A 24,075-nucleotide genomic window follows, 5' to 3' on the forward strand; every position below is an offset into this window, starting at 1 on the left:
CGTGACGACGCTGACCTCGGACACCGGGCTGCTCCTCACCCATCGACGGCCACGACCGGCAAGGTTCGCGCACCCCAACTCGGTCCGGTCGCCGGGGAAAGGGCAGGTATACCAGCTCCACGGGACATCCGTCCGTGCCGTAGGTCACCCTGGTGACGCGCAGGAGTGGCCACTGTCCGTTCCTGCCGTAGCTCTCAGAGACCGCGCGGGGAGGGAGCGTCGTCGCATCTGTGGGATGCCTCGCAAGGCGCGGGCGCGAAGGCATGCTGGGCGCACGTCGAGCGCTCCGCAACACGGTTTCGGGGGTTCCGCGGGGGTGTACTGGCGAGGCGCCCACGGGGGGCGGCGCGCAGCAGGTGGACCTACGCGCGTTCTCCACGGCGAATCGCCGGTGCGCCGGCCGACGACGTCGCAGCCGTGGAATGTAGGTCACCCCCACGCCTCGGGGTCGCCACACCGGCCCACGCCGTACTCCCGTCGCGATGCGACCCCAGACCGTGGCGCGCGGCGATGGTGGGTGATCAGTTGCGGACGACGGCGAGGATCTTATCCACCGCACCGCGGACAGCACCCCCTTGGTCTCGACCAGCGTCCCCCTCCTCGGACGAGACGATCGGCCGCAGCGTCATGGGTTTCCTCGTTACCCCACGGCGCGGCCGATGAGTTTGCGGCTCCCGGCCGGTCAGAGCTCGTGACGCCCTAGGAAAGGACACCGCCATGTCGGAGCTTCTCGTCGACTTCATCACCTCCCTCGACGGCTACGCGTCGGGCGAGGGATGGCCCGGGTTCTGGGGCCTCGAGGGCCCGGAGTACCTCGCATGGCTCGGCGAGCAGCCCGAGTGCACCTACCTGATGGGAGCGAACACCTACCACCTGATGTCGGGCTTCGCCGCCGGCGAGGTCCCGAGCGGCCAGGACGAGTTCAGGCCCGAAGAAGAGGCGTCCGTCGACGAGCTCACGCAAGCGTCCAAGGTGGTGTTCTCCTCCTCACTCGAGGAGCCACTGACATGGGCCAACTCCACGCTCGTCCGCGACGACGCCGTCGAGGCGGTCCGCGCCATGAAGTCGAGCGGCTCGGGGCTCCTCAGCACGATCGGCAGCCTGAGCCTGTGCCGGTCCCTGCTGCGAGCCGGACTCGTCGACCGCTTCCGGGTCGTGATGTTCCCGGTGATCACCGGGGCCACGGGCGCAGAGCGCATCTACGACGGCTATCCGGACGTCGCCCTGGAGATGATCGAGCACCGCACCTTCGACGGCCGCATCCAACTGGTCGAGTACAAGCCCCGCGTCCTCGAGCACCCACCGCTCGGCACCCCTGCGTGACGTCGCCCCGCCCGCCGCTCTGGACCGCCGCCAGACCCGGCGGGACCGTTCCTGGCCAACGCCCGGTTCACGGCCTGCTGGATGGGAGTCCGCTCACATCCACCGCTGTCCGCGGCGATCCGCGCCCGTTGTCACTCAGATAGTCACTCGCCCCGCTTTCTCCCCCTTGTAGCCGGCGCCAGTTCGGAGCAGAGACCTGGGCCGAGATGACATCACCGGAAGGGTCCGGCCCTCCGCGATTTCAGCAACACTCCGGGGTCAACGAGCCCTCATCGCCCTTGCGAGGGGTACCAACTCTGCCGGACGACCTGGGCGACCGTCGTGCACGCCGCCGCCGTACGACGCATCAGCGGTCCTCACCGGCGACTCACCGGCAACCGGCGAGCCACGCGACGCGCCCCAGACGGGTCGCCCGTCCCCAGTCCCCGCCCGCAAACCGGCGGCCGGGGGCGCTAGTTGACATCTCAAGTACCCGCCACCTAGCGTATGTGACGCGTCAACCAAATGGTGGGGTCGCCAGCCGGTCAGCCGTATCGGCTCACCGCGGGCATCGAGATCTCGGTGCGTCGCCTGAGGCCCATGGACGCGAAGTTCCGGAAGGGGAATCCCATGAGCACCGAGAAGAAGGCCGGACTCGACGCGCTGCTGACGCCCGAGGAGAGCGTCCTCGTGCTGATCGACCACCAGCCGTTCCAGTTCGCGAACCTGAACAGCCACGAACCGACGATGATCGTCAACAACGTCGTCGGGCTCGCCAAGGCCGCCAAGGTGTTCGACGTCCCGACGATTCTGACGACCGTGCTGGAGGAGCGCGGCGGCCTTGTCCTCCAGGGCCTGCAGGACGTGTTCCCGGAGCAGAAGCCGATCAACAGGACCCTCATCAACACCTGGCAGGACGAGCGCGTCGTGGACGCCGTCAAGGCGACCGGGCGCAGGAAGCTGATCCTGGCCGGCCTCTGGACCGAGGTCTGCCTGGCGATGCCGGCCATCCAGGCGGCGGGCGAGGGCTTCGAGGTCTACGCCGTGACCGACGCCTCGGGCAGCGGCTCGAAGGAGGGCCACGACATGGCCGTGCGGCGCATGGCCCAGGCCGGCGTCACCCCGATCACCTGGCTGGCCGTGGCCAGCGAGTGGCAGCGCGACTGGGCCCGCGAGAAGACCATCGCGGGCACCACCGAGATCATGCTCCAGCACGGCGGCGCCACCGGCGTGGCCTACGCCTGGGAGACGCAGCTCCTCGCCACCGACCGCGCCTGACATGACCACCCGGCCGGCGCCCGTCCGCATCGGGTACTGCCTGACGCTGACCGGCCCCCTCGCGGACAACAGCCGGCCGGCCCAACTCGCCCACGAGATCTGGCGCGAGGACGTCAACAGTCGAGGCGGACTGCTCGGCCGTCCCGTCGAGTTCGTCCGCTACGACGACCAGGGGAACGCCGACCTCCTTCCCGGGATCTACGAGCGACTGATCGACGAGCACTGGGACGTCATCCAGGACCTCACCTCCCCCCGAGGCGACCGTCAGCGGCAACCCGATGGTCTGACACCAGGCAGACAGAGAGAACGGCGTCGGGCGTCGGCGGCGTCCGCACACCCCCCGATCCGGGGTCACCACCGCACGGAGGGAATCGGAATCATGGGATACATCGAGGTCGGAACCGAGAACAGCACCACCACCGAGATCTACTACGAGGACCACGGGACGGGGCAGCCGGTCGTCCTCATCCACGGCTACCCGCTGGACGGCACCAGCTGGGAACTCCAGTCGCGCGAGCTGATCGCCGCCGGCTACCGGGTCATCACCTACGACCGCCGTGGCTTCGGGCAGTCGAGCAAGGTCGGCACCGGCTACGACTACGACACCTTCGCGGCCGACCTGAACGCCCTGCTGCACTCCCTCGACCTGCGCGACGTGATCCTGGTCGGCTTCTCCATGGGCACCGGCGAGCTGGCGCGCTACGTGAGGAACCACGGTCACGAGCGCGTCGCGAAGCTGGCGTTCCTCGCCTCGCTCGAGCCGTTCCTCGTGGCGGCCGACGACAACCCGACCGGGGTGCCGCGGTCCGTCTTCGACGACATCGCCAAGGCGGCCCGCACCGACAGGTACGCCTGGTTCACGCAGTTCTTCAACGACTTCTACAACCTCGACGAGACCCTCGGCTCGCGGATCAGCCAGGAGGCGGTCACCGCCAGCTGGAACACCGCCACCCGCAGCGCGCCGGTGGCCGCCTACGCGGTGGTGCCCAGCTGGATCGAGGACTTCCGCGACGACGTCGCGGCCGTACGCGCCTCCGGCAAGCCCGCCCTGATCCTGCACGGCACCATGGACAACATCCTCCCCATCGACGCCACCGGCCGCCCGTTCCACACGATGTTCCCCGAGGCGGAGTACGTCGAGATCGAAGGCGCCCCGCACGGCCTGCTGTGGACCCACGCCGACGAGGTCAACAAGGCGCTCCTGAGCTTCGTCCAGGTCTGAGCGGCCCTGACTCACTCCCGGCGGTCACGGAGGGGAGCGCCGGGAGTGGCTGGTCGACTCGCTCCGGTACCGCGCGGCGGACGCCGGCGTTCACTCTCTGGATCGCGCCGGTCGTGCGGACGACGCGCCGGAGCTCGGCGTCGAACCGCGGGAAGAGCGTGAACTCGCTGGTAGCCCGCGGGTCAGCCCCCTCGCGCCGAACTGGCGCAGGCTGACGCCACCACCCGGCCAGGAACGTGTGGCGCCCTCATCGGTCAGTCGGGCTGCTTCTCCATATGCGCGAGGACGCGGTTCGAGATCCGGGCGAGCGTGTCGAGCTCCTCCCGGGTGAGGGCGTCGATGAACAGCCGGCGGACGTGATCGACATGCTGGGGCGCGGCCTCTTCGATCGCCTTGTAGCCGGCCGGGGTGGCGACGATGAACGCGCCACGCCCGTCGTCGGGACACTCCTCCCTGGCCACCAGGCCGCGCTTCCTCATCCGCGCGACCTGGTGCGACATGCGGCTCTTCTCCCACTCCACCGACTTGGCCAGCTCGAGGAAGCGCATCCGCCCGCCGCCACGTTCGGTGAGACTGACCAACACGATGTAGTCGGAGGCGGACATCCCGGAGTCCGCCTGGAGCAGGCGGGAGAGTCGCCCGATGAGCGTCTCCTGCATGCGGATGAAACTGTCCCAGGCGGCCTTCTGCTCCGAGGTCAGCCAGCGAGGCGTCGCGTTCATGGACGGAGTGTAACGAAACCGTTGACAGCTCATCTATTCCGTCGACGTGACTGATTCCGATCGATACCCAGGACATCACGGGTGCCGCGAGCGTCGGCATCCTTGACCTCACCCGTCACCCTGGGCGATTTCGTTGTCGATGCCCGGCACGGGGAAGCGTTGCCGAAGGTTCTGTTCCCCTTCCTGCTGCCCTTCGACCGCTGGCTGGCCGGGCCCGGTGCGGGCCTCCTTGAGGAAGCGCTCCGTTCCACGGGTACGGGCATCGCTCTCCGCTGAACTCGGAGAGCCGCCGGTTACGCCTCGTCGACACCCACCGCCGTACCGCGGGTATCGCGGTCGCGTTCGTGACGCGTGTCCGCGTCGCCGGTAGTGGTGTCGGCGGCCGGGCGCGGTGGCCGCCGTGCCTGGCTCCGGAACTGTGCGGGCGATGAGCCGACCACACGGCGGAACGCGGTGCTGAACGCGCTCTCGGACAGGTAACCGGTGGCCCGCGCGAGCTCGGAGATCGACAGGGTGTCGCGGGCGAGGGCGTCGCGCGCGAGGCTCATGCGCCACTGGATCAGGTACTCCAACGGCGGGACCCCGACGTGGCTCTTGAAGGCCCGGGCGAACGCGGAGCGCGACATGTGGCTGATCTCGGCGAGCTCCCTGAGGCTCCAGGAGTGGGCCATGTCCGCGTGCACGGCCCGCAGGGCGGCACCGATGCCGTCCTCGTTCAGGGCACCCAGCCAGCCGGTGGGCCGGTCCGTCTGACCGGCGTGAGCGCGCAGCATGTGCACGAGCAGGATCTGCGCGAGGTGGTTCTGCACCAGCGGGCCGCCGGCGGCGGTGACCCCGACCTCGGTGGCCAGGAGATCGATCAGCTGCCCGAGCCGCCCGCCATGTGGATCGGCCGCGCGGACGATCACGAGCGGCGGCAGGAGATCGGTCAGGAGGGCCGCGTTCCGGTCGTCGAACGCGATGTGCCCGACGCAGAGGTAGAGGTCCTCCTCGGACTCCGGGCCGATCCGCACGAGCGCGTCCTCGGCACCCGCCCACACCGGCTCCGCGGTGCGCGGGTTCGCGTCGAGCGTGCTGGCCAGCACGTAGGGCGGCGGGTTGCCCAGCATGAAGGTGTCGCCCGCCCGCAGGAGCACCGGCTCGTGCCCTTCGAGGATCAACCAGCAGGTGCCGCGCACGAGGCCCCCGATCCGCACGTGCGGGAACGGGTCGAAGCGCAGCGCCCACTCTCCCGCAGCCCGGAGGCTGGGCCCGATCACCGTGCGGGGCCGGAGCAGGCCGATCGCGTCAGCCACGGGATCCCGAAAGCCGAGCACCGACGGCACCTCCTGGATGATACGTAAAGAATATGGGACTCTACATCATGGATAGTATCCCCGGTCTCCCGCAGTATCGATGTCGAACGGGCCGAACGGATCGGCGTCGAGAGAGCGATGGAGACACCCACATGGGACAGCTGGACGGCAAGACGGCGGTGGTCACCGGGGGCAGCACCGGTATCGGTCTGGCCACCGCCGTACGACTGGCGGACGAGGGCGCGTACGTGTTCGTCACCGGCCGACGCGAGTCCGAACTGGCGGCGGCCGTCAAGGCCATCGGAGCAGACCGGGCCACCGGGGTCGTCGGCGACATCGCGAAGCCGGCGGACCTGGACCGGCTCTACGAGGCGGTCCGGGCGCGCGGCCAGGGCTTGGACGTGCTCGTGGCGAACGCGGCGATCGGTTCGTTCGTGACGCTGGAAGAGACCACCGAGGAACACTTCGACCAGACCTTCGCGGTCAACGTCCGAGGCACGCTGTTCACCGTGCGGAAGGCGTTGCCGCTGCTCAACGACGGAGCCTCGATCGTCCTCGTCGGTTCGACGGCCGCCGACCGTGGCATGGAGGCGTTCGGCGCCTACGCGGCGTCGAAGGCGGCCGTCCGGTCCTTCGCGCGGACGTGGTCCGTAGAGCTCAAGGGCCGTGGCATCCGGGTCAACGTGGTCTCGCCGGCATGGATCGAGACCCCCGGGGGCACCGCCGCCTTCGGCGACGAGGAGACCGCCCGGGCCGTCAAGGAGAACGTCGCCGCGACCGTGCCCAAGGGCCGCATGGGTCAACCCGAGGAGGCCGCCGCGGTCGTGGCCTTCCTGGCCTCGGAACAGAGCAGCTACGTCGTCGGCGCGAACCTCTACGTCGACGGTGGCGCCAACCAGATCTGAGCGGGCACCACACGGCGGGTGGCATCCGAGGCGCCCCCGGAGCGTGCGTGAACCGCCCGTCGTCCCGCTCGCGCGGCCAGCCGCGGTCGACCAGCCTGGACATCTTCGCGGCGCACCGTCACCCGAAGGCCCGGGCCCCCACCCGGCCGCTGGTGATCACGGTGCGCCCTCAGGTGGTCTCCTTCTCGCCGTCCACGAGTTCGTACCGCAGCGCACCCGAGGGACAGCGCCGCACCACTTCAGCCACGCGCTCGGCCGTGGCGTTGCCCGGCTGGATCCACGGGCGCTTCGCCGTGTCGAACACCTCGGGCAGGCCCTTCACACACTCGGCGGCGTGCCGACAGCGCCCGGCCTCGAAGGTCACCGTGATCGACCGCGCCCGATACGCCTTCCGCTCAGACCCACCTCTCATACCCGCCTCCGTCACCGCCGCACTCCGGTTCCTCAGTCACTGACCTTGCTGCGGGACTGGTACAGCAGGTCCTGGTAGTCGGGGTGCCGGCTGATCCAGCCCGCGAAGAAGGGGCAGGTGGCCAGCACCCGCAGGTTCGCGGCGCGCGCCTCGTCAAGGGCGGTGCGGACCAGCGCGGAACCGACTCCCCTGCCCTCGTACTCCGCCCCGACCTCGGTGTGCACGAACGCGACGAGTTCCGCCGTACGGATGTACTGCGCGACGCCCGCCACCGTGGACTCTCCGTCGACGCGGGCCTCGTAGCGCTTCGCCTCGGGTACGTCCCTCACCTCGACCGCCATGCGTTCTCCTCACCGGGCTGATCCCATCCGGCTCGACAGAATCCGTCAGCCGGGACACCACCCTAACCCCATCAGGTTGATGCATCAACTTGGCGCCTGAGTAGAGGGCCGCCTGGGACAGCTTCGTCCGCATGCGGGAGACGCTCATCCGACGGCTGCCCAGCCGCGTCCAGGCCGACTCCGGAATGTCCGCCGCCGACCACGTCGTGCTCGCCAGCCTCACCGAAAGAGGCCACGGGCGGATGCGCTTCCTGGATCTCGCCAAACTCGTGGGTGGGAGAAGAGCCGACTGTCCCACCAGGTCACGTGGATGGCGAAACGCGGGCTCGTGGCCAGGGAGGAATGCCCCGACGACGGACGCGGAGCGTTCGTCGTCGCCACCTCGGCCGGCTACAAGGCGCTCGAAGAGGCCCCACCCCAGCACGCCGAGCCCGTCCGCCGCCTGTTCATCGACGCCCTGACCCCGAGCCAGCTCAGCACACTCGCCCGGATCTCCAAGCGTGTCCTGGACCACCTGGAGAAGCAGCCCGACTGACCGGGCGAGGGGGACGCGGCCGCCAGGCCGCGCACGTCAGACGTCGGAACGCCCGGAGCTCGGGCTGGGCCGCTGAGGCCGCTCGCCGAGCACCCGCACGAAGAGCGCATCCCGCAGCGCCACTTCACGCGGATCGTCCCAAAGTCGAAATCCGGTGCGGTTCATCGCGTACGCGAAGCCCGTGCCGGTGTCCGGGCCCGCGACGGCGAACGACCCGCCCAAGCCCGTCGCCCCGAAGGCACGGTCCGACTCCGAGCCGAACCGGAACGCCGGAAACGGCTCGACGTGCCCCAGGGAGAAGCCCGTCTCGACGCGCGGCACCTCGTCGAGCAGCCCGTCCGTCGGAGGTGTGGCAGCGTTGCGCAACGCGTCCGTCGTGGCGTCGGCGAGGCCGAGTGCGGCGCCGCCGACTGCAACTCCCCGTAGAGCTTGGCGATCGACCGCACCTGGCCGACGCCGTTGACCGCCGGAATCTCCGCGGCCTGCACATCCGGCGGCAGGACGAAGACGACAGCCACCGCGCTTACCGTGCCGGCGCCGCGGCGCCGGCCGCGACCACCGGGGCGGGGCGTCGGTGGTCGCGGCGAGCACAGGCCCTAGTGAGCCCGGGCGTGCGTTCGCGCCGCGGTCGTCGCCTCGGTGGGCGGCGTGTCCGGTGGTTCCACGGCCAGGTGCGGCAGCCGGCGGTCGAGCCAGCCCGGCAGCCACCAGTTGGCCCGGCCCAGCAGGTGCATCAGCGCCGGGACCAGCACGGTGCGGATGATGAACGCGTCCAGCGCGACCGCGCCGGCGAGACCGATGCCGAACTCTGAGGTGATCCGGTCGCCCTGGAGCACGAACGCCGAGAACACGAAGATCATGATGAGGGCCGCGGAGTTGATGACCCGGCTGGTCTCGGCCAGGCCGACGCGTACCGCGCGGTGGTTGTCGTGGGTGTGGGTCCACTCCTCGTGGATCCGGCTGACGAGGAACACCTGGTAGTCCATGGACAGGCCGAACAGCAGGGAAAGCATGATGACCGGCACGAACGACTCGACCGGTCCGCCGGGGCCGGCGCCGATCGCCTCCGAGCCCCAGCCCCATCCGAAGACGGCCACCAGGATGCCGAACGCTCCGGCCGCCGCGATGAGGTTCATGACGGCGGCGGTCAGCGGCACCGCCACGCTGCGGAAGGCGACCAGCAGCAGGAGGATGCCCAGGCCCACGATGATCCCGACGAACATCGGCAGCTTGTCGGTGATTCCGGCGCCGAAGTCCTTGAAGAGGGCGGTCGAGCCGCCGACCAGCGGCTCGACGGGGGCGTCCCCCACGGCCTCGGGGATGACCTCGGCCCGCAGCCGGTCGATGAGCTGGTCGGTCTCCTCGGCCTGCGGCGAGGTGGTGGGCACGACCTCGATCACCGACACCCCGGTCTCGGACGGGATCGGCAGCATCGCCGCTCGCTGGACGCCGTCGGCCGCCGCGACGTCGGTGGTCAGGGCCTCCATCACCTGCCGGTCCGCCTCGTTCGGCGTCTCGGCGACGATCTGCAGCGGTCCGTTGAACCCGGGGCCGAAGCCCTCGGCCAGCAGGTCGTACGCCTCTCGGGTGGTGCTGCCCTCGGCGTTGTTGCCCTGGTCGGATGAGCCAAGGCGCAGCGAGAGGGTCGGGACCGCGAGGATCACGAGGGCCGCCGCGGCCAGTGCCTTGGGGTGGCGCTGGGTGAAGCCGGACCAGCGGGTTGGCCAATCCCACCGTGGCCGGCCTGGAACGCTATGGCGACACGCAGCTATACGTGACCCGCGGCGCCGGCGCCTGGGGTCCGCCGGTCCGCGTGGGCGCGCCGTCCGACATCACCGTCGTCGAACTCGCCTCGACGCGCGCGTAGGCCCGTCTCCCCGAAGGACGAGAAGCCGAACGGAGGACCGCCCGACGGACCGAGGCGGCCCGGGTAAGCTCCGTCCGGCACGTTCTACCCCACGACGAGCGACCGGGAGCGCGCGCCATTGCCGACACTCGCCGCCACGACGGCCCCGCGTCGTACGCGCTCCCGCGCCCGGCCCCTACCCGAGGCCGACCATGGCCGCGCTCTCCCGCCACAACCGGTCCCGGGCGTCTCGGCTGCGCGCCAGTTCCGACGGCTCGGGGAACCTCGGTTCGCCCTTCACCAGGGAGACGTAGATCCGGCCGGGCGGCAGGGTGAGGATCCCCAGCGAGACCTCGGCCAGCGCCTCGCCCGCGCGCTCGGGGGTGCCCATGACGTACTCGGGGCGGAAGAGGCCGACCGCGCGGAAGACGGTGCGCATCAGGATCCCGACGAACGCGCGCCTGGCACGGGAGCTGTCCCGACCGAGCGAGGTGCCGCCGGTGAGGCCCGGGCTGAAGGCGACCACGGTGATCCGGCGGGCCCTGACCGACTCCAGCGCGGCGAGGGACTGCGCGGTCAGCAGGTTGCACAGCTTGGACGCCGAGTAGGCGCGGATGCCCGTGCCGAATCCGCCCTTGTCGGGGTGCGCCAGCGTCCGCGGCTCGAGGGTCCTGGGCGCAATCGGGGTGACGGCGGGGTCGTGCGTCTCGCTCGTGGTGATCACCAGGCGGCCGCCGTCGGCCAGGTGGGGCTCCAGGAGCCGGGCCAGCAGGTAGTGGGCGAGGTGGTTGACCGCGAACGTCAGCTCGTAGCCGTCCGCGCTCCGCGCCTCGGTGGTGGCGGTCTGCATGCCGGCGTTGAGGACCAGGATGTCGATGCGGGCGTCACCGAGCCGCCGGGTCACCTCGTCGGCGAACTCCCGGACGCTGTCGAGCGAGGCGAGATCGAGCGGGACGACCTCGACGCCGGCCGGGACCGCTCGTCCGCTTCCCCGTGCGCCGACGATGACCCGCGTCTCGGGCAGCGCGGCGATGATCCGCACCGCGTGCGCGCCGAGACCCGACGTGACGCCGGTCATGACGACAACGCGCCGCGCTTTGGCCTGGTCCATGGCTGATTGTCCCGTCCTGGTTCGCGTGGGCCCTGCCGGCCTGGACCGCGACCCACGGGTGACGCCTCACCGCCGGTTGCCGACGCGACGCCACCTCTGCCAGCATTGTCAATGTAACCCTTAGGGAATTATCAAGTGACAAGGAAACAGTTGTCAACTTCAGCTCCCGGTTCCAGACCGGCCGGCGAGCCCCCCTCGCCGCCCACAGGCCACCAACTACTCGCCGGATTCGCGAACCTACGCAAGGGTCTGAGGCAGTGGATGCACGCGAACATGCCCACGGGCGGCGGGATGACGGTACCCCGCGCCAGCGTGCTTCTCGGCCTGACCATCAAGAGCGAACCGGCCGGCATGAGTGAGCTCGGCGAGTCCCTCGGCATGTCCCCGAGGAACATGACCGTCCTGGTGGACGGCCTCGAGAAGGAGGGCCTGGTCCGCCGCGTCAGCCACCAGCACGACCGCCGGGTCAAGCTGGTCGAGCTCACCGAGGCCGGCAGGCGGGTGGCCGAGCAGGAGCTCGGGCCGTCACAGAAGGCGGCGGCGTCACTGTTCGACGACTTCACACCCGAGGAGCGAGACGAACTACTGAGGCTGCTGGAGAAGGTGGCCGACTCCCTGCGCGCACGGGGGATCGAGCTACCACCCACGGCCAAAGCCGACCCCCGAAGCCTCCGGGGACCCCAGGACGTCGACGCGGAGCGTCGCACCCCCGCCGGCGAGCCCCCACCGAGAGAGCCCCACCGGAACTGAACCCCGGAAGACGGCCGGCGCGACGCGAGCCGAGCCGACCCGCGGCGGGGGGGGCGACGCCGAAGGCCGCGCCCGACCTCCGCCGCCTGACCCGCCCCTCGCTTGTTAACCGGACAGCTGTCCAGTACGCTCGCCAGCATGCCGGACAGTTGTCCGCTTGGGCTGGCCTGACAACGCCACGGACTCCGTCAGTGGCAGCGAAGGACAGCCCGCGACCGCCCACACGCAGGGAGGTTCCCTTGCCATGAAGCTGCTCATCCTCGGCGCGACCGGCCCCACCGGTCGCCATGTCGTCGACCTGGCGCTCCGGTCCGGAGACCGGGTCACCGCCCTCGCCCGCCGGCCGGAGGCGCTGGCCGACCTGGCGGGCCGCGTCACGGTGGTCGCCGGAGACGCCACCTCCCGCGACGACGTCGCGAAGGCCATGACCGGCCAGGACGTCGTCATCTCGGCCCTCGGCAGGAGAACGTCCGTGCGCGCCGACGACCTCTTCACCCGCGCCTCGGCAGCCGTGATCGGCGCGGCCGCCGAGACCGGCGTCTCCCGACTGGTGTGGCTCTCGTCGTTCGGCGTAGGCGACACCTACCAGTCGGCGAGCGCCACCCAGAAGGTCATGTACAGCACGTTCCTGCGGAACATCTACGCCAACAAGGAACAGTCCGAGAAGGAGATCCGCTCCAGCGGCCTGGAGTGGACACTGGTCTACCCGACCAGGTTGACCAACGCCCCGGCCAGGGGCAGCTACCTCGTCGGCGAGCGCCTCCCGATGAAGGGCAACCCGACGATCAGCCGCGCGGACGTGGCCGACTTCCTGTACAAGGCGGCCCACGGCTCCGAGTGGATCCACCGCGACGCCGTCATCACCGACTGACCCGGACTGACCATGAACCTCGATTCCCCCACCCCCCACGGCTTCCTGCTCGGCGGCGACCTTCCGGTCAACCGGATCGGCTTCGGCGCCATGCGGCTGTCCACCAACGGCTTCACCGGACCGGCCCGCGACCCCGAAACCGGCCGCGCCGTCCTGCGCCGCGCCGTCGAACTCGGCGTCGACCACATCGACACCGCCTCCTTCTACCGCAGCGACGACGGCACCGTCAGCGCCAACGCCCTGATCCGCGACGCCCTCCACCCCTACCCGGCCGGGATGGTCATCGCCACCAAGGTCGGCCCGTCGCAGACGCCCGACGGCGGGCTGCGGCAGACCACGGACCCCGCCGCCCTGCGGCCGATGATCGAGGCGAACCTCGAAACCCTCGGCGTCGACCGCCTCGACCTCGTCTACCTCCGCGTCGGAATGATGGACCCCCCGCACGGCGAGTCCGTCGCCGAGCGCTTCGAAACGCTCGCCGCGCTGCGCGACGAGGGCCTGATCCGTCACCTCGGCCTCAGCAACGTCGACACCGGCCACCTCGCCGAGGCCCGCGCCATCGCTCCCATCGCCGCCGTCCAGAACCACTTCCACGCCGGCAAGCGCGACGACGTCGAACTCCTGACGGCCTGCGAGGAGGCCGGCATCGCCTTCGTGCCGTTCTTCCCGCTCGGCGGCGGCACGAGCGACCTCACCGGCGACGGCATCGCCCGGGTCGCCGAACGGCACGGCGCCACGGTCCCCCAGGTCGCCCTGGCCTGGCTCCTCGCCTCCTCCCCCGTCACCCTCGCCATCCCCGGCACCGGGTCCCTCACCCACCTGGCGGAGAACATGGCCGCCGGATCGATCACCCTCACCCCGGAGGACCTCTCCGCACTCGCATGAAGCGGGACCACTCCCCAGCACGCGGCGCGCGGCCGTCGTGGGTGACCAGCTGTCAGCCGCGCCCAGGCGCTCCCGCGCGCAGTCCGTCCATGACAAGGTCCAGGAGCCGGGTGGCCTGCGCCTCCCAGTCCCCCCGGCCGTCGAGCTGCCAGACGCCGGCGATGGCCAGGATGAAGTCGTCGGCCGTCACCCCCGGGCGAATGGTGCCGGCCTCGTGATTGGCCGCCAATAGTGCCTCGATCGCCTCCACCACCAACGCGTATCCCGGCTGCGCCGCGGCATCCGTCGTGCCGACGATCTGACGCATCGCCCCCGACAGGCCGACCTTGGCCACGGCGAAGCGCGCGAGCTGGTCCATCCACTCACGCAGGGCCTGGTCCGGCGGCCGGGTCTCCAGCAGTTTCCTGGCGGCCTCGGTGAGCAGCCGCACCTCGTGACGGTGGACCTCCAGAACGAGCGCCTCACGGTTGGGAAAGTTCCGGTAGAACGTGCCCTGCCCGACCCCCGCCTTCCGGGCGATCGTGCTCAACGGGACGTCCGGGGCGTGCGACAGCTCGGCCAGCGCGACCGCCAGGATCCGCTCCCGGTTGCGCTGCGCGTCCGAGCGCTGGGGCGCGTCGTTTCTGGGCTCCACTTCCCCTCCTCACGGGCTCACACCCGACATCCCCTGCCCCGGCCGGACAGCCGCCCGACACACCCACCGATAGCGGACATCCGTCCGCTTACGTCCACCATAGCGCCGGCCGCGGCCGAGGCGGGTCGCCTCCCTCGCCCGCTCAACCGGTCCTGGGGCGAGCGAGCCCGAGGTCGTAGGCGAAGATCACCGCCTGGATGCGGTCGCGGGCGCCGATCTTGGCCAGGATTCTCCGGACGTGGCTCTTGACGGTGGACTCGGCCACGACGAAGTGGGCGGCGATCTCGGTGTTGGTCCAGCCCTTCCCGACGGCCACGAGAATCTCGCGCTCGCGATCGGTGAGAGCCTTCAGCCTCGCTTCCTGAACCGCGATGTCGTCCGGTCGCGGAACGTGCTGCGCGTACTCGTCCAGGAGGCGGCGGGTGAGTGCGGGAGCGATCACGGCGTCGCCCACGGCGACGGCCCGGATGCCGGCGAGGAGTTCCTCGGGACGCGCGTCCTTCAGGAGGAAGCCGCTGGCGCCCGCCCGGAGGGCGGCATGCACGTATTCGTCGAGGTCGAAGGTGGTCAGCACGAGAACACGGGAGCGGTCGCCGGCGTCGACGATGCGGCGGGTGGCCTCGATGCCGTCCATGCCGGGCATGCGGACGTCCATGAGCACGACGTCGGGGCGTAGTTCCGCCGCCAGGCGGACGGCCTCGGCGCCGTGCGCGGCCTCACCGAGCACGGCGATCTCGGGGACGGACTCCAGCAGGATACGGAACGCGTAGCGCTGGAGCTGGTGGTCGTCCACGATGAGCACAGTGGTCACTGGGCACCGCCCTGAGGGGTGAGGTCGAGGATGACCTCCACGTTCCAGCCGCCGGCCGTCGCGGGCCCCGCACGGACGACCCCGCCGTAGAGTGCCGCTCGTTCACGCATGCCCACCAGGCCATGTCCTTCCTCGTCAGGCGGTGTGATCGGGCCCGGCGAGCCGGTGTCCCGCACCCGGATCTCCAGCCGGGTGTCCTCCACGGCGATCGACAGGCTCACCCGGGTGTCGGCACCAGCGTGCTTGAGAGTGTTGGTGAGGGCCTCCTGGACGATGCGGTACGCCGTCAACTGCACCCCTCTGTCCAGCGTGTCCATGTCACCGACCGTACGGTAGACGACCTCAGGACCGGCGGCCCGCACGCCGGCACACAACAGGTCGATGTCCGCGATCCCGGGCTGTGGACTGAGCATGGCCCCGGACGTCGGGGCGTCCGCCGCCTCGCGCAGCACGCCGAGCACCCTGCGCAGTTCGTCGAGAGCCTGCCGGCCGGTGTCTCCGATCAGGTTCAGCGCCTCCTTGCCGCGCTCCGGGGCCGCGTCGCTGGCGTACGCTCCCGCGTCGGCGAGGGAGACGATGACGGCCAGGTTGTGTCCGACGATGTCGTGCATCTCGCGGGCGACCCTGGCTCGTTCGGTCGCGGTCGCCAGCCTGCTGCGCTGGTCGCGCTCGACCTCCAGCTGGGCCGCCCGCTCCCGGAGCCCGGCGAGCTGGGCCCGGCGAATCCTGATCACCAGGCCGAGCGCGAAGGCCGCGGTCGCCGTGGACAACAGGAAGAACAGCGCCCCCCAGACGGACACGGACGGGGACACCCGGAGCGCCACCAGCACTATCGCGCCCGCCATGACGGCGCAGGCCCAGGGCAGCTGCCGAAGCCGTCCGTGCAGGGCCACGCTGTACAGGGCGACGAAGAGGGCGACGTCCGCGTACAGTACGACGTCGAGTGACCACTGGAGCAGGAACACAGCCGTGATGACGCCGAAGGCGACCAGCGGTTTCCGCCGCCGCCACAGGAGAGGCAGCACGAGACCGGCCTGTAGCGCCAGCGTCGCCGCCAGCGGCGGCTCGATGAGTGTGAGCCGCAGCTCGTCCGGGCCGTCGTCCCCCGAGCCCTCGGGCGCCAGGTCCTGCAGGCAGAACACCACGACGACCAGCACGACCAGCGTGGTGTCCAGCACCCACGGGCGGGCGCGGTCCGCCCGCCGCAAGCGTTGTCCGACGCGGTTCAGCCGGGCGACCAACGGGCCCATGCCGCCGGCGTCGTCGATGCTCACGGATGTCACCTGTCTGTGGCCCGGGCGGGTCAGGCGTCGCCGCGCACGAGCCGGTACGCCGCCCCCGCCAGCACGAGGACCGTCCAGGCGAGGAACACCGCCAGGCCGGCCCTGGGGGACAGGGTAGAGGCGTCGTGTGTCAGGGCGAACATGGACTCCCCCGCGGTGCTCGGCAGGTAGGGGCTGATGTCGTCCCGCCAGGAGCCGGGCAGGAGCTGGACCAGGCCGGGAGCCAGGATCAAGACGCCGACCAGCACCGATATGCCGCCCGCCACTGACCGCAACAGCGCGCCAAGACCCGTGCTGATCACCCCGATCAGGCCGAGGTAGAGCCCGGCCCCCAGCAGGCTCCGCGCGACACCCGCGTCCGACAGGCTCTGGGCCACCGAAGTGCCCGAAAGGATCCCGCCACCGACCAGGAAGGCCACGAACGCGCCGACCGTGCCGACCAGCAGCGCCACCAGACCGTACAGCGCCGCCTTGGACCACAGCACCGGCAGCCTGCGCGGCACCGCCGCGAGCGTCGAGCGGATCATGCCGGTCGAGTACTCGCCCGCCGTCACCAGCACGCCGAGGACACCGAGGGCCAGCTGCGCGAAGGGCACCCCGAACAGGGCCAGGTCCACGGCCGTGGCACCCTCGAAGTCGTCATCCAGATCATTCAGGCCGCCGGACTCGAACTGCCAGGCGGCGACCAGCCCGAAGGCCAGCAGGAACGACAGGCCGAGGGTCAGCGTGATCCACGTCGAGCGCAGGGACCACAGCTTGGCCCATTCCGAGCGCAGCACGCGCCGCCCGGTCACCCGGTAGCGAGGGCGGGACGGAGCGGCCGGCTCCGGCCGGGGCTCGACGGTCGCGGTGAGAGTGCTCATGCCACCCTCCCGAGGGCGTCGGCGCCGGTCGTGGTCCCGTGGTACTCCACCGCATCCCTGGTCAGGTCCATGAACGCCTCCTCCAACGACACCGTCCGCGCGCTCAGCTCGAACAACGGGATTCCGTGCTCCGCCGCCGTCAGACCGATCTCGCGGGTGGTGAGCCCGGTGACGTGCAGTTCCTCGGAGCCGACCTGTCCTGTGATGTCGACGCCCGGCACCGCCAGGACGTCCCGCAACCGCGCCGGGTCCGGCGTCGCCACCTTCACCGTGTCGCCGCCCGCCTCGCGGACCAGCTCCCGCACGGTCGTGTCGGCCAGCAGCCGGCCGCGTCCCACGATGATCAGGTGGTCCGCCACCAACGCCATCTCACTCATCAGATGCGAGGAGACGAACACCGTCCGCCCCTCGGCCGCCAGCCCCGTCAGCAGGTTGCGGATCCACAGCACGCCCTCCGGATCGAGGCCGTTGACCGGCTCGTCCAACATCACCGTCTGCGGATCGCCGAGCAGTGCCGCCGCGATGCCGAGCCGCTGCCCCATGCCGAGCGAGAAGGCCCCGGCCCGCTTCCTCGCCACACTGCCGAGACCCGCGAGGTCGATGACCTCGTCGACGCGGCCGCGGGAGATCCCGTGCGTCAACGCGAGCGCCCAGAGGTGGTTGTACGCCGAACGGCCCGGGTGGATCGACTTCGCCTCCAGGAGCGCGCCGACCTCCTGGAGCGGCGCCCGGTGCCCGGCGTAGGAGCGGCCGTTCACCGTCACAGAGCCGCCCGTCGGGGCGTCAAGACCGACGATCATGCGCATCGTGGTGGACTTGCCCGCGCCATTGGGCCCCAGGAAGCCGGTCACGGTACCCGGCCGCACGGTGAAGTCCAGCCGGTCCACCGCGGTCTTCTCTCCGTACCTCTTGGTCAGTAGCCGTGCCTCGATCATGCGCGTCCCCTTCCTCTGCGTCGAGCGCCCGTCGGGCGCCTCACCGGCAACGCTAGGAACGGAACGAACCCGATCCGGTCGTACCGCGGGCTGATTCATGGGGCGGACGTCGTACCGGGGTACGACGGGAATCAGCGCCCACAGCCGCTCGGCGGCGTGGTCGAGAGGGCGGGAGCCGCGCTCGGCACGGCACCTGGCCCACCGTGTGGCCGCCAAGGGAACTCCGGCACAGCTTCATATCCCTACTGTCCGACTGCTGCACTTCGTGCACTTGCATCCGGAGTGAGGACGTTAGTCACTCAGATAGGCACTCAGAGGCCCCCTCCCTTGTGGGAGGGGGCCTCTGACCTGTGGAGCTAAGGAGAATTGAACTCCTGACCTCTTGCATGCCATGCAATCCACCCCCCAGCAGGGCGGGCCGCAACAGCCCGCTGACCAGCACGATCCGTCCTCCGACGTCCACGGCCGACCACGGCGATCCGCACCCGTTGTCACTCAGATGGGCACTCACCCTCGCTCCCTTCCTCGTGTAGCCAGTCTCAGTTCGGAGCACAGACCTGGGGCCAAGATGACATCATCGGAAGGGTGCGGCCCTCCGCGATTTCAGCAACACGCCGGGCCCAACGACACGACCGAAGGTCCGCTGCAAAACGCCTTCGCGCTCAGTGGTCACTGCCTAGCCTCACCTGCGGCTTTACTCTGGGGTCCTCATCGCCCCTGCGAGGGGTACCAACTGGACGCCCGGGTGAGGAGGTGCATCACGGCCTCCTGGTCCTTATCGCCCCTGCGAGGGGTACCAACACGCCGCCCTGATGGTCGGCCGCGACCCGACCCTCCCCCGTCCTCATCGCCCCTGCGGGGGGTACCAACAGGCCGCCGACGGCAACCCTGGGGCCGCATGCCGGTACGGTCCTCATCGCCCCTGCGAGAGGTACCAACATGAGCGCCAGGCGGTGGTCCTCCGCCTCGGACGCCTGTCCTCATTGCCCCTGTGAGGGGTACCAACCCCCCGGCAGGAACAGCGACGTGCCGCCCGGGACCCGTCCTCATCGCCCCTCCGAGAGGCACCCGCCCAAAGCCAGCAGATTTACAGTCTCCCCGCTACAGAGCTCTGACTAGGCAGTTTCCGGATCCTGGCGCCTGCTGCCCCACAAATACCCCACAGAGGCGATCCAAAGATCGGCTAGTACCGCCCACGATGATCCGCAGGCCCGGGATGTGTGCGGCGTTCCAAGCCCTCGCCGTCCCGGAGAACGGCCGCAAACCCTCCATGCCGTACTTGCGGTGCTGTACCTGGCCGTCGTTCCAGCCCCCGGCCGTCCCGGAGGACGGCCGCCACGTGGGTACGCAGGGCCCAGTGCCCCAGGACGCGGGGTTCCAACCCTCGGCCGTCCCGGTGTCCAGGACGACGTCATAGCCGTCGAGGACCGATTCGAATGCCTGCCGCTTGTAGTCGATCACGACGTCGGCGCCGAGTTGCTTGACCAGTTGGATGGCGATGGTGCCCACGGCGGCGGAGCCCGCCTCGATGCGGGTGTAGTAGTCCGTGGAGATCGAGGCCAGCCGCGCGACCTCCTCCCGACGCAGCCCGCGTACCCGGGGCATGCCGGTGCCTTCGGGCAGGCCCACGGTGCGAGGGGCTGAGTTGCGCGCGGCGCGCATTGAGGAACTCACGCAGCCCGTTGGGGTGTCCGCCGGAGGCCATAGGTCCGGCTTTGCACCCGTCGCGGGGGGCGAGGGAGGCTGAGTTCTTCCAGGGAGTAATGCACCCAGGAAGGAAACCCTCCCCTGTGCGGAGCTGTGAGTGAGTGCGAGCCTGAACGATCGGCGTGCGGAGCCGATGGCGGTCGCGACAGCGAACGCGGCCGGCGCGACTCGACGCCGTTCTCGGCCTACGCAGACCATTCAGGAGCCTCACTCATGCGAGCAGCCTTCATGTACGGCGCAGGCGACGTCCGCGTCGAGCACACGCCCGGCCCGATCATCGAGCAGCCGAGCGACGCGATCGCGCGCATCGTCAGGGCCGGCGTCTGCGGGAGCAACCTGCACCCGTACCACAACATGCCGGCCTCCGAAGAGCGCACGCCGATGGGCCACGAGTTCCTCGGCGTGGTCGAGGAACTCGGCTCGGAGGTCTCGGGGCTGAGCCGCCGCCACCTGGTGGTGACTCGCTTCGCGTACCCCGAGAACACCCGGCCAGCCCGGCCCGCACGATGAGTTGAAGCGATAGACGGCCGCGTCGGCGAAGCGGTTCGCCATCGACTCGGTCGCGATGCCCCCTGGCGGTCCTGGCCCGCTCGCCTGCCATCCACGCCAGTCGCGACGACCACGGCGCCGCATCGGATGTCAGCGCGACTCCAGAGCCGACGAGGGGGGTGGCACTGTGGTCAACCACTGCACAGGACGAATGTTCGTTTTATAGCCATAAGCGTACTCTTGCGTCTGCTACTGAGAGTAATGCGAGGGAGCTGCTGCCCGGGATCATTCCACCCGTAGAGCGTTCACGCGTGACACCAGGAGGAGCCGCGTGCCACATGGCTCACCGGCCCCTCGGAGGAGAACGAAGGCAATGCCCGTGACGGACAACCACATCTTCGACCTGGACGAGGACGTCACCCGGACCCCGGTCTCATACCACAACAGGTTCGGCATCACTCTCGCGGCCAATCTGTACCGGCCGAAGGACTTCGACGAATCCCGGCGGTATCCGGCGGTCATCATCGGCCCACCGCACAGCGCGGTGAAGGAGCAGGGATCTGGCATCTACGCCCAGAACATGGCCAAGCGCGGCTTCGTGGCACTCGCCTTCGACCCGTCGTTCAACGGCTACAGCGGCGGCGAACCGCGCCACGTCACCTCGCCCGAAATCTTCGTCGAGGACTTCAGCGCCTCCGTGGACTATCTTGGCACGCGCCCCTTCGTGGACCGAGAGGGCATCGGCGTGATCGGCATCTGCGGCAGCGGCGGATTCGGCATCAGCGCGGCACAGGTCGACCGACGCGTCAAAGCGGTCGCGACAGCAAGCATGTACGACATCTCCCGAATCTACTCGAAGGGCTACCGGGACTCCTTCACCGAGGAAGAACGGATCCGCATCCTCGACGAACTCGCGGAGCAGCGGTACGCGGACTTCGAGGCCGGGCATCCTGCGCTCGCCCCGCGACAATCCATCGGGGTCGCCCCGGAAACCAATCCGATCGGCGCCGAGTTTAGCGAGTTCTACACCACGCCGCAGGGCTACCACCACAACGCCCCCACCCAGTTCACCCTGACCAGCACCATGGCGTACATGAATTTCTCGCTGCCAGATCACATCAAGACGGTCTCGCCGCGGCCCCTCCTGTTCATCACAGGTGAGCACGCCCACTCCCGCTACTTCAGCGAGGACGCCTACGAGCTCGCGGCGGAGCCGAAGGAACTCGCGGTCGTCCCGGGTGCCAACCACGTCGACCTGTACGACCGGACAGACCTGATCCCGTTCGACAAGCTGGACGAGTTCTTCACCAAGAACCTGGCATGACCTCCGGGTCACCGTCACCTGGTTACGAGTTCGATCAACGGAACGAAGGTGTGAAAATGGAGACAGACGCGACGCTTCCCAGCGTGGGGCAGACCTGGCTGGCTGATCTCGGCCCGAACACACCGCTCGGCCACTTCACGGTGGAAATCACCTTCAACTCACCGACCAGCGTCACGTTCCTGGTGACGGAGGGGGCGCGATCGAGGGTCGCACCGAGACGATGGACTACACGACCGTCAAGGTCCGCGACGGCCTGTACGTCGTGCGCTGGAGCGAACAGTCCGGCGACAGGGTCACCCATATCGAGGACTACGCGGAGGGGGCATGTATGGCCAGCTCCGTCATCGGAGGCGAGTTCGTCCAGCTCACCGGAACCTGGACCCGCGTCCGATGAGGCCGTGAGTCCCTCGGAAGGCCGGGACGGCGAGCCCGGGCTCTCGCGGCGTCGCCTCAGGCGGCGTCCGGCTCCGGGATCTCCTCGGCGAGAGCACGAGTTCGGCCGCGGCGGCCGAGTCGCGGCTGCTCTCCGGCCGGCTGGCACCCGAGATCGGAATCGTCAACCGCGACGTGGCGAGCATCCAGCCAGGCGCACCTGTCGCGGGCTGACACCGTGCGCCGTGACCTCCCCCGACCAGTTCGACCTGCTCGAAGGCGACGACGTCACCGCGGAGATCGTCGAATAGCCATAGAGCGCGGACGGGCGCACCGAAGCTCCCGCCCTTGAGCCGGGCCGGGCCTTTCCAGGGACAAAACTGTCCCACCCGGCCGACCGGCGAACGGTGGCATGCTGGTCGGCGTGACCAGCAACGCGCACCTCGCCGAGCTGGGCGAATTCCTCAAGGCCCGCCGCGCAGAACTCAGCCCCCGCACGGTCGGCCTGCCCGACACCGGAGGGCGGCGGCGCGTGGCCGGCCTGCGCAGGGAGGAGGTGGCCGGGCTCGCGGCCATCAGCACCGACTACTACACCCGTTTGGAGCAGGGCCGCACCACCCCCTCCGCGTCCGTGCTGTCCTCCCTGGTCCGGGTCCTGCACCTGAACGACGACCAGCGCGACTACCTGTTCGAGCTGGCCGGCAGGGATGTCGGGCGGAGGCGGCCCAGAACCCGGCAGAAGACGCAGCCGCAGCTGCGCACGGTGCTGGACGAGCTCAGCGTCACCCCGGCCATGATCCTGGGACGAAACCTGGACATCCTGGCCTGGAACCCGATGGCCGAGGGCCTGTTCAGCACCGACTTCTCGGAGATCCCCGACCAGCGGCGCAACTACCTCAGGCAGCTCTTCACCGACCCCGCCATGCGGTCGCTGTACTCGGACTGGGAGGACTCCGCCCGCAACGCCGTGGCCGTGCTGCGGCGGCGGGCCGCGGCCCGCCCCGACGACCCGGGGCTGACCGCGCTGGTCGGCGAGCTGTCGGTGCGGGACGACCAGTTCCGCCAGTGGTGGGGAGGCCACCACGTGGCCCCCCGTACCGGCGGCACCAAGGTGTTCAACCACCCGCTGGCCGGCGAGCTCACCCTCGACTGGGACGCCCTGACCTGCGAAGCCGACCCCGAACAGCAGCTCATCATCTGGATCGCCGAACCCGACTCGCGCTCCTCCGAGGGGCTGCGCTTCCTCGCCTCCTGGGCGGCGACCCACCAGGACTGCGGCGCGCGCGACACCGCCGGCTGAGGGGATTCCCGGCGCCGTTTCCCCTCCCATCGGATTCACCGGAACCGCGTTATCGCCAAACGGTTACCCGCCTCTTGCGACGGGCCGCAGTGCGCGCCCCTTCAGCCTGGTACAAAACCCGCCCACCCTCGGCACCCACATTCCGTGCCATGCTGAAAAGCGCGACCGTACAGCCTTCTCGAGGAGAAAACCGTGTCGTCCAACATTTCCCTCGTGCGCAGGATCTACGATTCCGAGGCCGACCCGGCCGTACTCCAGGAGGTAATCGCTCCGGACATCGTCTGGGACATCACGCCTGGTTTCCCAGGCGGCGGTGTCTACCACGGATTCGAGAGCGTGGGCAGGGATTTCTTCGGTCCCCTCTTCGAGCGGTTCGACGCGTTGCACGCCGTGGGTGAGGAGTACTACGCGGACGACGAGGGCCACGTCTGCGCGCTCGGCCACTACCACTGTGTGACCAAGCGGGGAAACAGTGCGGACGTCAGGTTCATCCACATCTGGACGGTCCGCGACGGCAAGCTCACGCATCTGCGGCAGGTCGCCGACAGCCTCGCCGTCGACGGGCTGGTGAACGGCTGACCCCGGCGGACCTGTCCGCACAGCTGGAATTTCTCGAACAGAAACAATATGGGAGTGCACATGAAGATCGCCGTTCTCGGTACCGGGATGGTCGGCCGCGCCCTGGCGGGGCGGCTCGCGGGGCTCGGGCACGACGTCGTCATCGGGACGCGCGACGTGCGGCGGACGTTGGCGCGTACCGAGCCGGACGCGATGGGGCACCCGCCCTACGCCGAGTGGCAGCGGGCCAACCAGGGCGTGCGACTGCTGCCGTTCCCGGAGGCCGGCGCGCACGGCGAGCTCGTCCTCAACGCGACCGCGGGC

26 protein-coding genes and 4 pseudogenes are annotated in these 24,075 nt (G+C 69.9%); 17 read left to right on the forward strand and 13 right to left on the reverse strand.

The features are described 5' to 3' along the window. The first annotated feature begins 717 nt into the window (after positions 1-717). The 4 genes and pseudogenes from RNC47_RS22805 (at position 718) to RNC47_RS22820 (ending at position 3,802) form a co-directional block, all read left to right on the forward strand. Entirely contained in the window at positions 718-1,323 is a 606-nt protein-coding gene (locus RNC47_RS22805; protein ID WP_311601377.1) for a dihydrofolate reductase family protein, read from the forward strand. A 609-nt stretch (positions 1,324-1,932) separates the two neighbouring features. Further along, a complete protein-coding gene (locus RNC47_RS22810) occupies positions 1,933-2,580 on the forward strand; it encodes a hydrolase (protein ID WP_311601378.1) in 648 nt (215 codons plus the stop codon). Position 2,581: 1 nt separating this feature from the next. Continuing rightward, a pseudogene (locus RNC47_RS22815) lies at positions 2,582-2,812 on the forward strand (ABC transporter substrate-binding protein); the annotation flags it as partial. 147 nt (positions 2,813-2,959) lie between these two features. Then, positions 2,960-3,802, forward strand: coding sequence for an alpha/beta fold hydrolase (locus RNC47_RS22820; RefSeq protein ID WP_311601402.1), 843 nt, complete (start codon positions 2,960-2,962; stop codon positions 3,800-3,802). Between the two features lie 254 nt (positions 3,803-4,056). Here RNC47_RS22820 and RNC47_RS22825 read toward each other — a convergent pair whose 3' ends face one another. Further along, positions 4,057-4,524, reverse strand: coding sequence for a MarR family winged helix-turn-helix transcriptional regulator (locus tag RNC47_RS22825; RefSeq protein WP_311601379.1), 468 nt, complete (start codon positions 4,522-4,524; stop codon positions 4,057-4,059). A gap of 102 nt (positions 4,525-4,626) precedes the next feature. Here RNC47_RS22825 and RNC47_RS22830 point away from each other — a divergent pair, with 102 nt between their 5' ends. Beyond that, the gene (locus RNC47_RS22830; protein WP_311601380.1) at positions 4,627-4,800 is read left to right on the forward strand and encodes a hypothetical protein; all 174 of its coding nucleotides are present in this window, start codon (positions 4,627-4,629) and stop codon (positions 4,798-4,800) included. Positions 4,801-4,817: 17 nt separating this feature from the next. Here RNC47_RS22830 and RNC47_RS22835 read toward each other — a convergent pair whose 3' ends face one another. Next, complete coding sequence (locus RNC47_RS22835) at positions 4,818-5,819, reverse strand: AraC family transcriptional regulator (RefSeq protein WP_311601381.1); 1,002 nt, start codon at positions 5,817-5,819, stop codon at positions 4,818-4,820. Positions 5,820-5,971: 152 nt separating this feature from the next. Here RNC47_RS22835 and RNC47_RS22840 point away from each other — a divergent pair, with 152 nt between their 5' ends. Beyond that, positions 5,972-6,724, forward strand: coding sequence for an SDR family NAD(P)-dependent oxidoreductase (locus RNC47_RS22840; RefSeq protein ID WP_311601382.1), 753 nt, complete (start codon positions 5,972-5,974; stop codon positions 6,722-6,724). Between the two features lie 169 nt (positions 6,725-6,893). Here the strand turns inward: RNC47_RS22840 and RNC47_RS22845 are convergent, their stop codons facing one another. Both RNC47_RS22845 and RNC47_RS22850 read right to left on the reverse strand, forming a co-directional pair. After that, positions 6,894-7,136, reverse strand: a complete 243-nt coding sequence (locus tag RNC47_RS22845) for a (4Fe-4S)-binding protein (protein WP_311601383.1) — start codon at positions 7,134-7,136, stop codon at positions 6,894-6,896. Between the two features lie 32 nt (positions 7,137-7,168). Further along, on the reverse strand, positions 7,169-7,477 hold the full coding sequence (locus RNC47_RS22850) for a GNAT family N-acetyltransferase (RefSeq protein ID WP_311601384.1): 309 nt from the start codon (positions 7,475-7,477) through the stop codon (positions 7,169-7,171). 131 nt (positions 7,478-7,608) lie between these two features. On the opposite strand from RNC47_RS22850, the pseudogene RNC47_RS22855 reads away from it, so the two are divergent. Then, a pseudogene (locus RNC47_RS22855) lies at positions 7,609-8,012 on the forward strand (MarR family winged helix-turn-helix transcriptional regulator). A gap of 36 nt (positions 8,013-8,048) precedes the next feature. Here RNC47_RS22855 and RNC47_RS22860 read toward each other — a convergent pair. Then, positions 8,049-8,333, reverse strand: coding sequence for a hypothetical protein (locus RNC47_RS22860; protein ID WP_311601385.1), 285 nt, complete (start codon positions 8,331-8,333; stop codon positions 8,049-8,051). A 275-nt stretch (positions 8,334-8,608) separates the two neighbouring features. Next, positions 8,609-9,730, reverse strand: a pseudogene (locus RNC47_RS22865) (MMPL family transporter); the annotation flags it as partial. Positions 9,731-9,732: 2 nt separating this feature from the next. On the opposite strand from RNC47_RS22865, the pseudogene RNC47_RS22870 reads away from it, so the two are divergent. Continuing rightward, positions 9,733-9,879 (forward strand): annotated as a pseudogene (locus RNC47_RS22870) (metallophosphoesterase); the annotation flags it as partial. Positions 9,880-10,054: 175 nt separating this feature from the next. Here RNC47_RS22870 and RNC47_RS22875 read toward each other — a convergent pair. Then, the gene (locus RNC47_RS22875; protein WP_311601386.1) at positions 10,055-10,936 is read right to left on the reverse strand and encodes an SDR family NAD(P)-dependent oxidoreductase; all 882 of its coding nucleotides are present in this window, start codon (positions 10,934-10,936) and stop codon (positions 10,055-10,057) included. A 324-nt stretch (positions 10,937-11,260) separates the two neighbouring features. On the opposite strand from RNC47_RS22875, the gene RNC47_RS22880 reads away from it, so the two are divergent. The 3 genes from RNC47_RS22880 (at position 11,261) to RNC47_RS22890 (ending at position 13,475) form a co-directional block, all read left to right on the forward strand. Further along, complete coding sequence (locus RNC47_RS22880; RefSeq protein ID WP_311601387.1) at positions 11,261-11,719, forward strand: MarR family winged helix-turn-helix transcriptional regulator; 459 nt, start codon at positions 11,261-11,263, stop codon at positions 11,717-11,719. A gap of 244 nt (positions 11,720-11,963) precedes the next feature. Next, positions 11,964-12,590, forward strand: a complete 627-nt coding sequence (locus tag RNC47_RS22885) for an NAD(P)-dependent oxidoreductase (RefSeq protein ID WP_311601388.1) — start codon at positions 11,964-11,966, stop codon at positions 12,588-12,590. A gap of 12 nt (positions 12,591-12,602) precedes the next feature. After that, positions 12,603-13,475: an aldo/keto reductase gene (locus RNC47_RS22890; protein WP_311601389.1), complete on the forward strand. Its 873-nt coding sequence runs from the start codon at positions 12,603-12,605 to the stop codon at positions 13,473-13,475. Positions 13,476-13,527: 52 nt separating this feature from the next. On the opposite strand, the gene RNC47_RS22895 is transcribed toward RNC47_RS22890, so the two are convergent. The 6 genes from RNC47_RS22895 to RNC47_RS37645 all read right to left on the reverse strand — a co-directional run bounded on the left by RNC47_RS22895 (position 13,528) and on the right by RNC47_RS37645 (position 19,630). Next, positions 13,528-14,109 carry a TetR/AcrR family transcriptional regulator gene (locus RNC47_RS22895; protein ID WP_311601390.1) on the reverse strand — a complete coding sequence of 194 codons (582 nt, stop codon included), beginning with the start codon at positions 14,107-14,109 and terminating at the stop codon, positions 13,528-13,530. Between the two features lie 142 nt (positions 14,110-14,251). Next, a complete protein-coding gene (locus RNC47_RS22900) occupies positions 14,252-14,920 on the reverse strand; it encodes a response regulator transcription factor (protein WP_311601391.1) in 669 nt (222 codons plus the stop codon). After that, positions 14,917-16,203 carry a sensor histidine kinase gene (locus RNC47_RS22905; RefSeq protein WP_394814847.1) on the reverse strand — a complete coding sequence of 429 codons (1,287 nt, stop codon included), beginning with the start codon at positions 16,201-16,203 and terminating at the stop codon, positions 14,917-14,919. Before RNC47_RS22905 ends, RNC47_RS22900 begins: the two co-directional genes overlap by 4 nt. A 20-nt stretch (positions 16,204-16,223) precedes the next feature. Beyond that, entirely contained in the window at positions 16,224-17,066 is an 843-nt protein-coding gene (locus tag RNC47_RS22910; RefSeq protein WP_311601393.1) for an ABC transporter permease, read from the reverse strand. Then, entirely contained in the window at positions 17,063-18,001 is a 939-nt protein-coding gene (locus tag RNC47_RS22915; RefSeq protein WP_311601394.1) for an ABC transporter ATP-binding protein, read from the reverse strand. Before RNC47_RS22915 ends, RNC47_RS22910 begins: the two co-directional genes overlap by 4 nt. A 1,101-nt stretch (positions 18,002-19,102) precedes the next feature. Beyond that, positions 19,103-19,630, reverse strand: coding sequence for a helix-turn-helix domain-containing protein (locus RNC47_RS37645; protein WP_394814848.1), 528 nt, complete (start codon positions 19,628-19,630; stop codon positions 19,103-19,105). 291 nt (positions 19,631-19,921) lie between these two features. On the opposite strand from RNC47_RS37645, the gene RNC47_RS22925 reads away from it, so the two are divergent. The 6 genes from RNC47_RS22925 to RNC47_RS22950 all read left to right on the forward strand — a co-directional run. Beyond that, on the forward strand, positions 19,922-20,218 hold the full coding sequence (locus RNC47_RS22925; protein ID WP_311601395.1) for an alcohol dehydrogenase catalytic domain-containing protein: 297 nt from the start codon (positions 19,922-19,924) through the stop codon (positions 20,216-20,218). A 352-nt stretch (positions 20,219-20,570) separates the two neighbouring features. After that, positions 20,571-21,521: an alpha/beta hydrolase gene (locus RNC47_RS22930; protein WP_311601396.1), complete on the forward strand. Its 951-nt coding sequence runs from the start codon at positions 20,571-20,573 to the stop codon at positions 21,519-21,521. A 199-nt stretch (positions 21,522-21,720) separates the two neighbouring features. Then, entirely contained in the window at positions 21,721-21,915 is a 195-nt protein-coding gene (locus tag RNC47_RS22935) for a MoaF-related domain-containing protein (RefSeq protein ID WP_394814849.1), read from the forward strand. A 402-nt stretch (positions 21,916-22,317) separates the two neighbouring features. Continuing rightward, positions 22,318-23,193 carry a helix-turn-helix domain-containing protein gene (locus RNC47_RS22940; RefSeq protein ID WP_311601399.1) on the forward strand — a complete coding sequence of 292 codons (876 nt, stop codon included), beginning with the start codon at positions 22,318-22,320 and terminating at the stop codon, positions 23,191-23,193. A gap of 192 nt (positions 23,194-23,385) precedes the next feature. After that, complete coding sequence (locus RNC47_RS22945) at positions 23,386-23,772, forward strand: nuclear transport factor 2 family protein (protein ID WP_311601400.1); 387 nt, start codon at positions 23,386-23,388, stop codon at positions 23,770-23,772. Positions 23,773-23,832: 60 nt separating this feature from the next. Then, a partial coding sequence (locus tag RNC47_RS22950; protein ID WP_311601401.1) for an NAD(P)-binding domain-containing protein occupies positions 23,833-24,075 on the forward strand: 243 nt, incomplete at its 3' end.

This window comes from Streptomyces millisiae (assembly GCF_031845425.1).
GTDB lineage: Bacteria > Actinomycetota > Actinomycetes > Streptomycetales > Streptomycetaceae > Streptomyces > Streptomyces millisiae.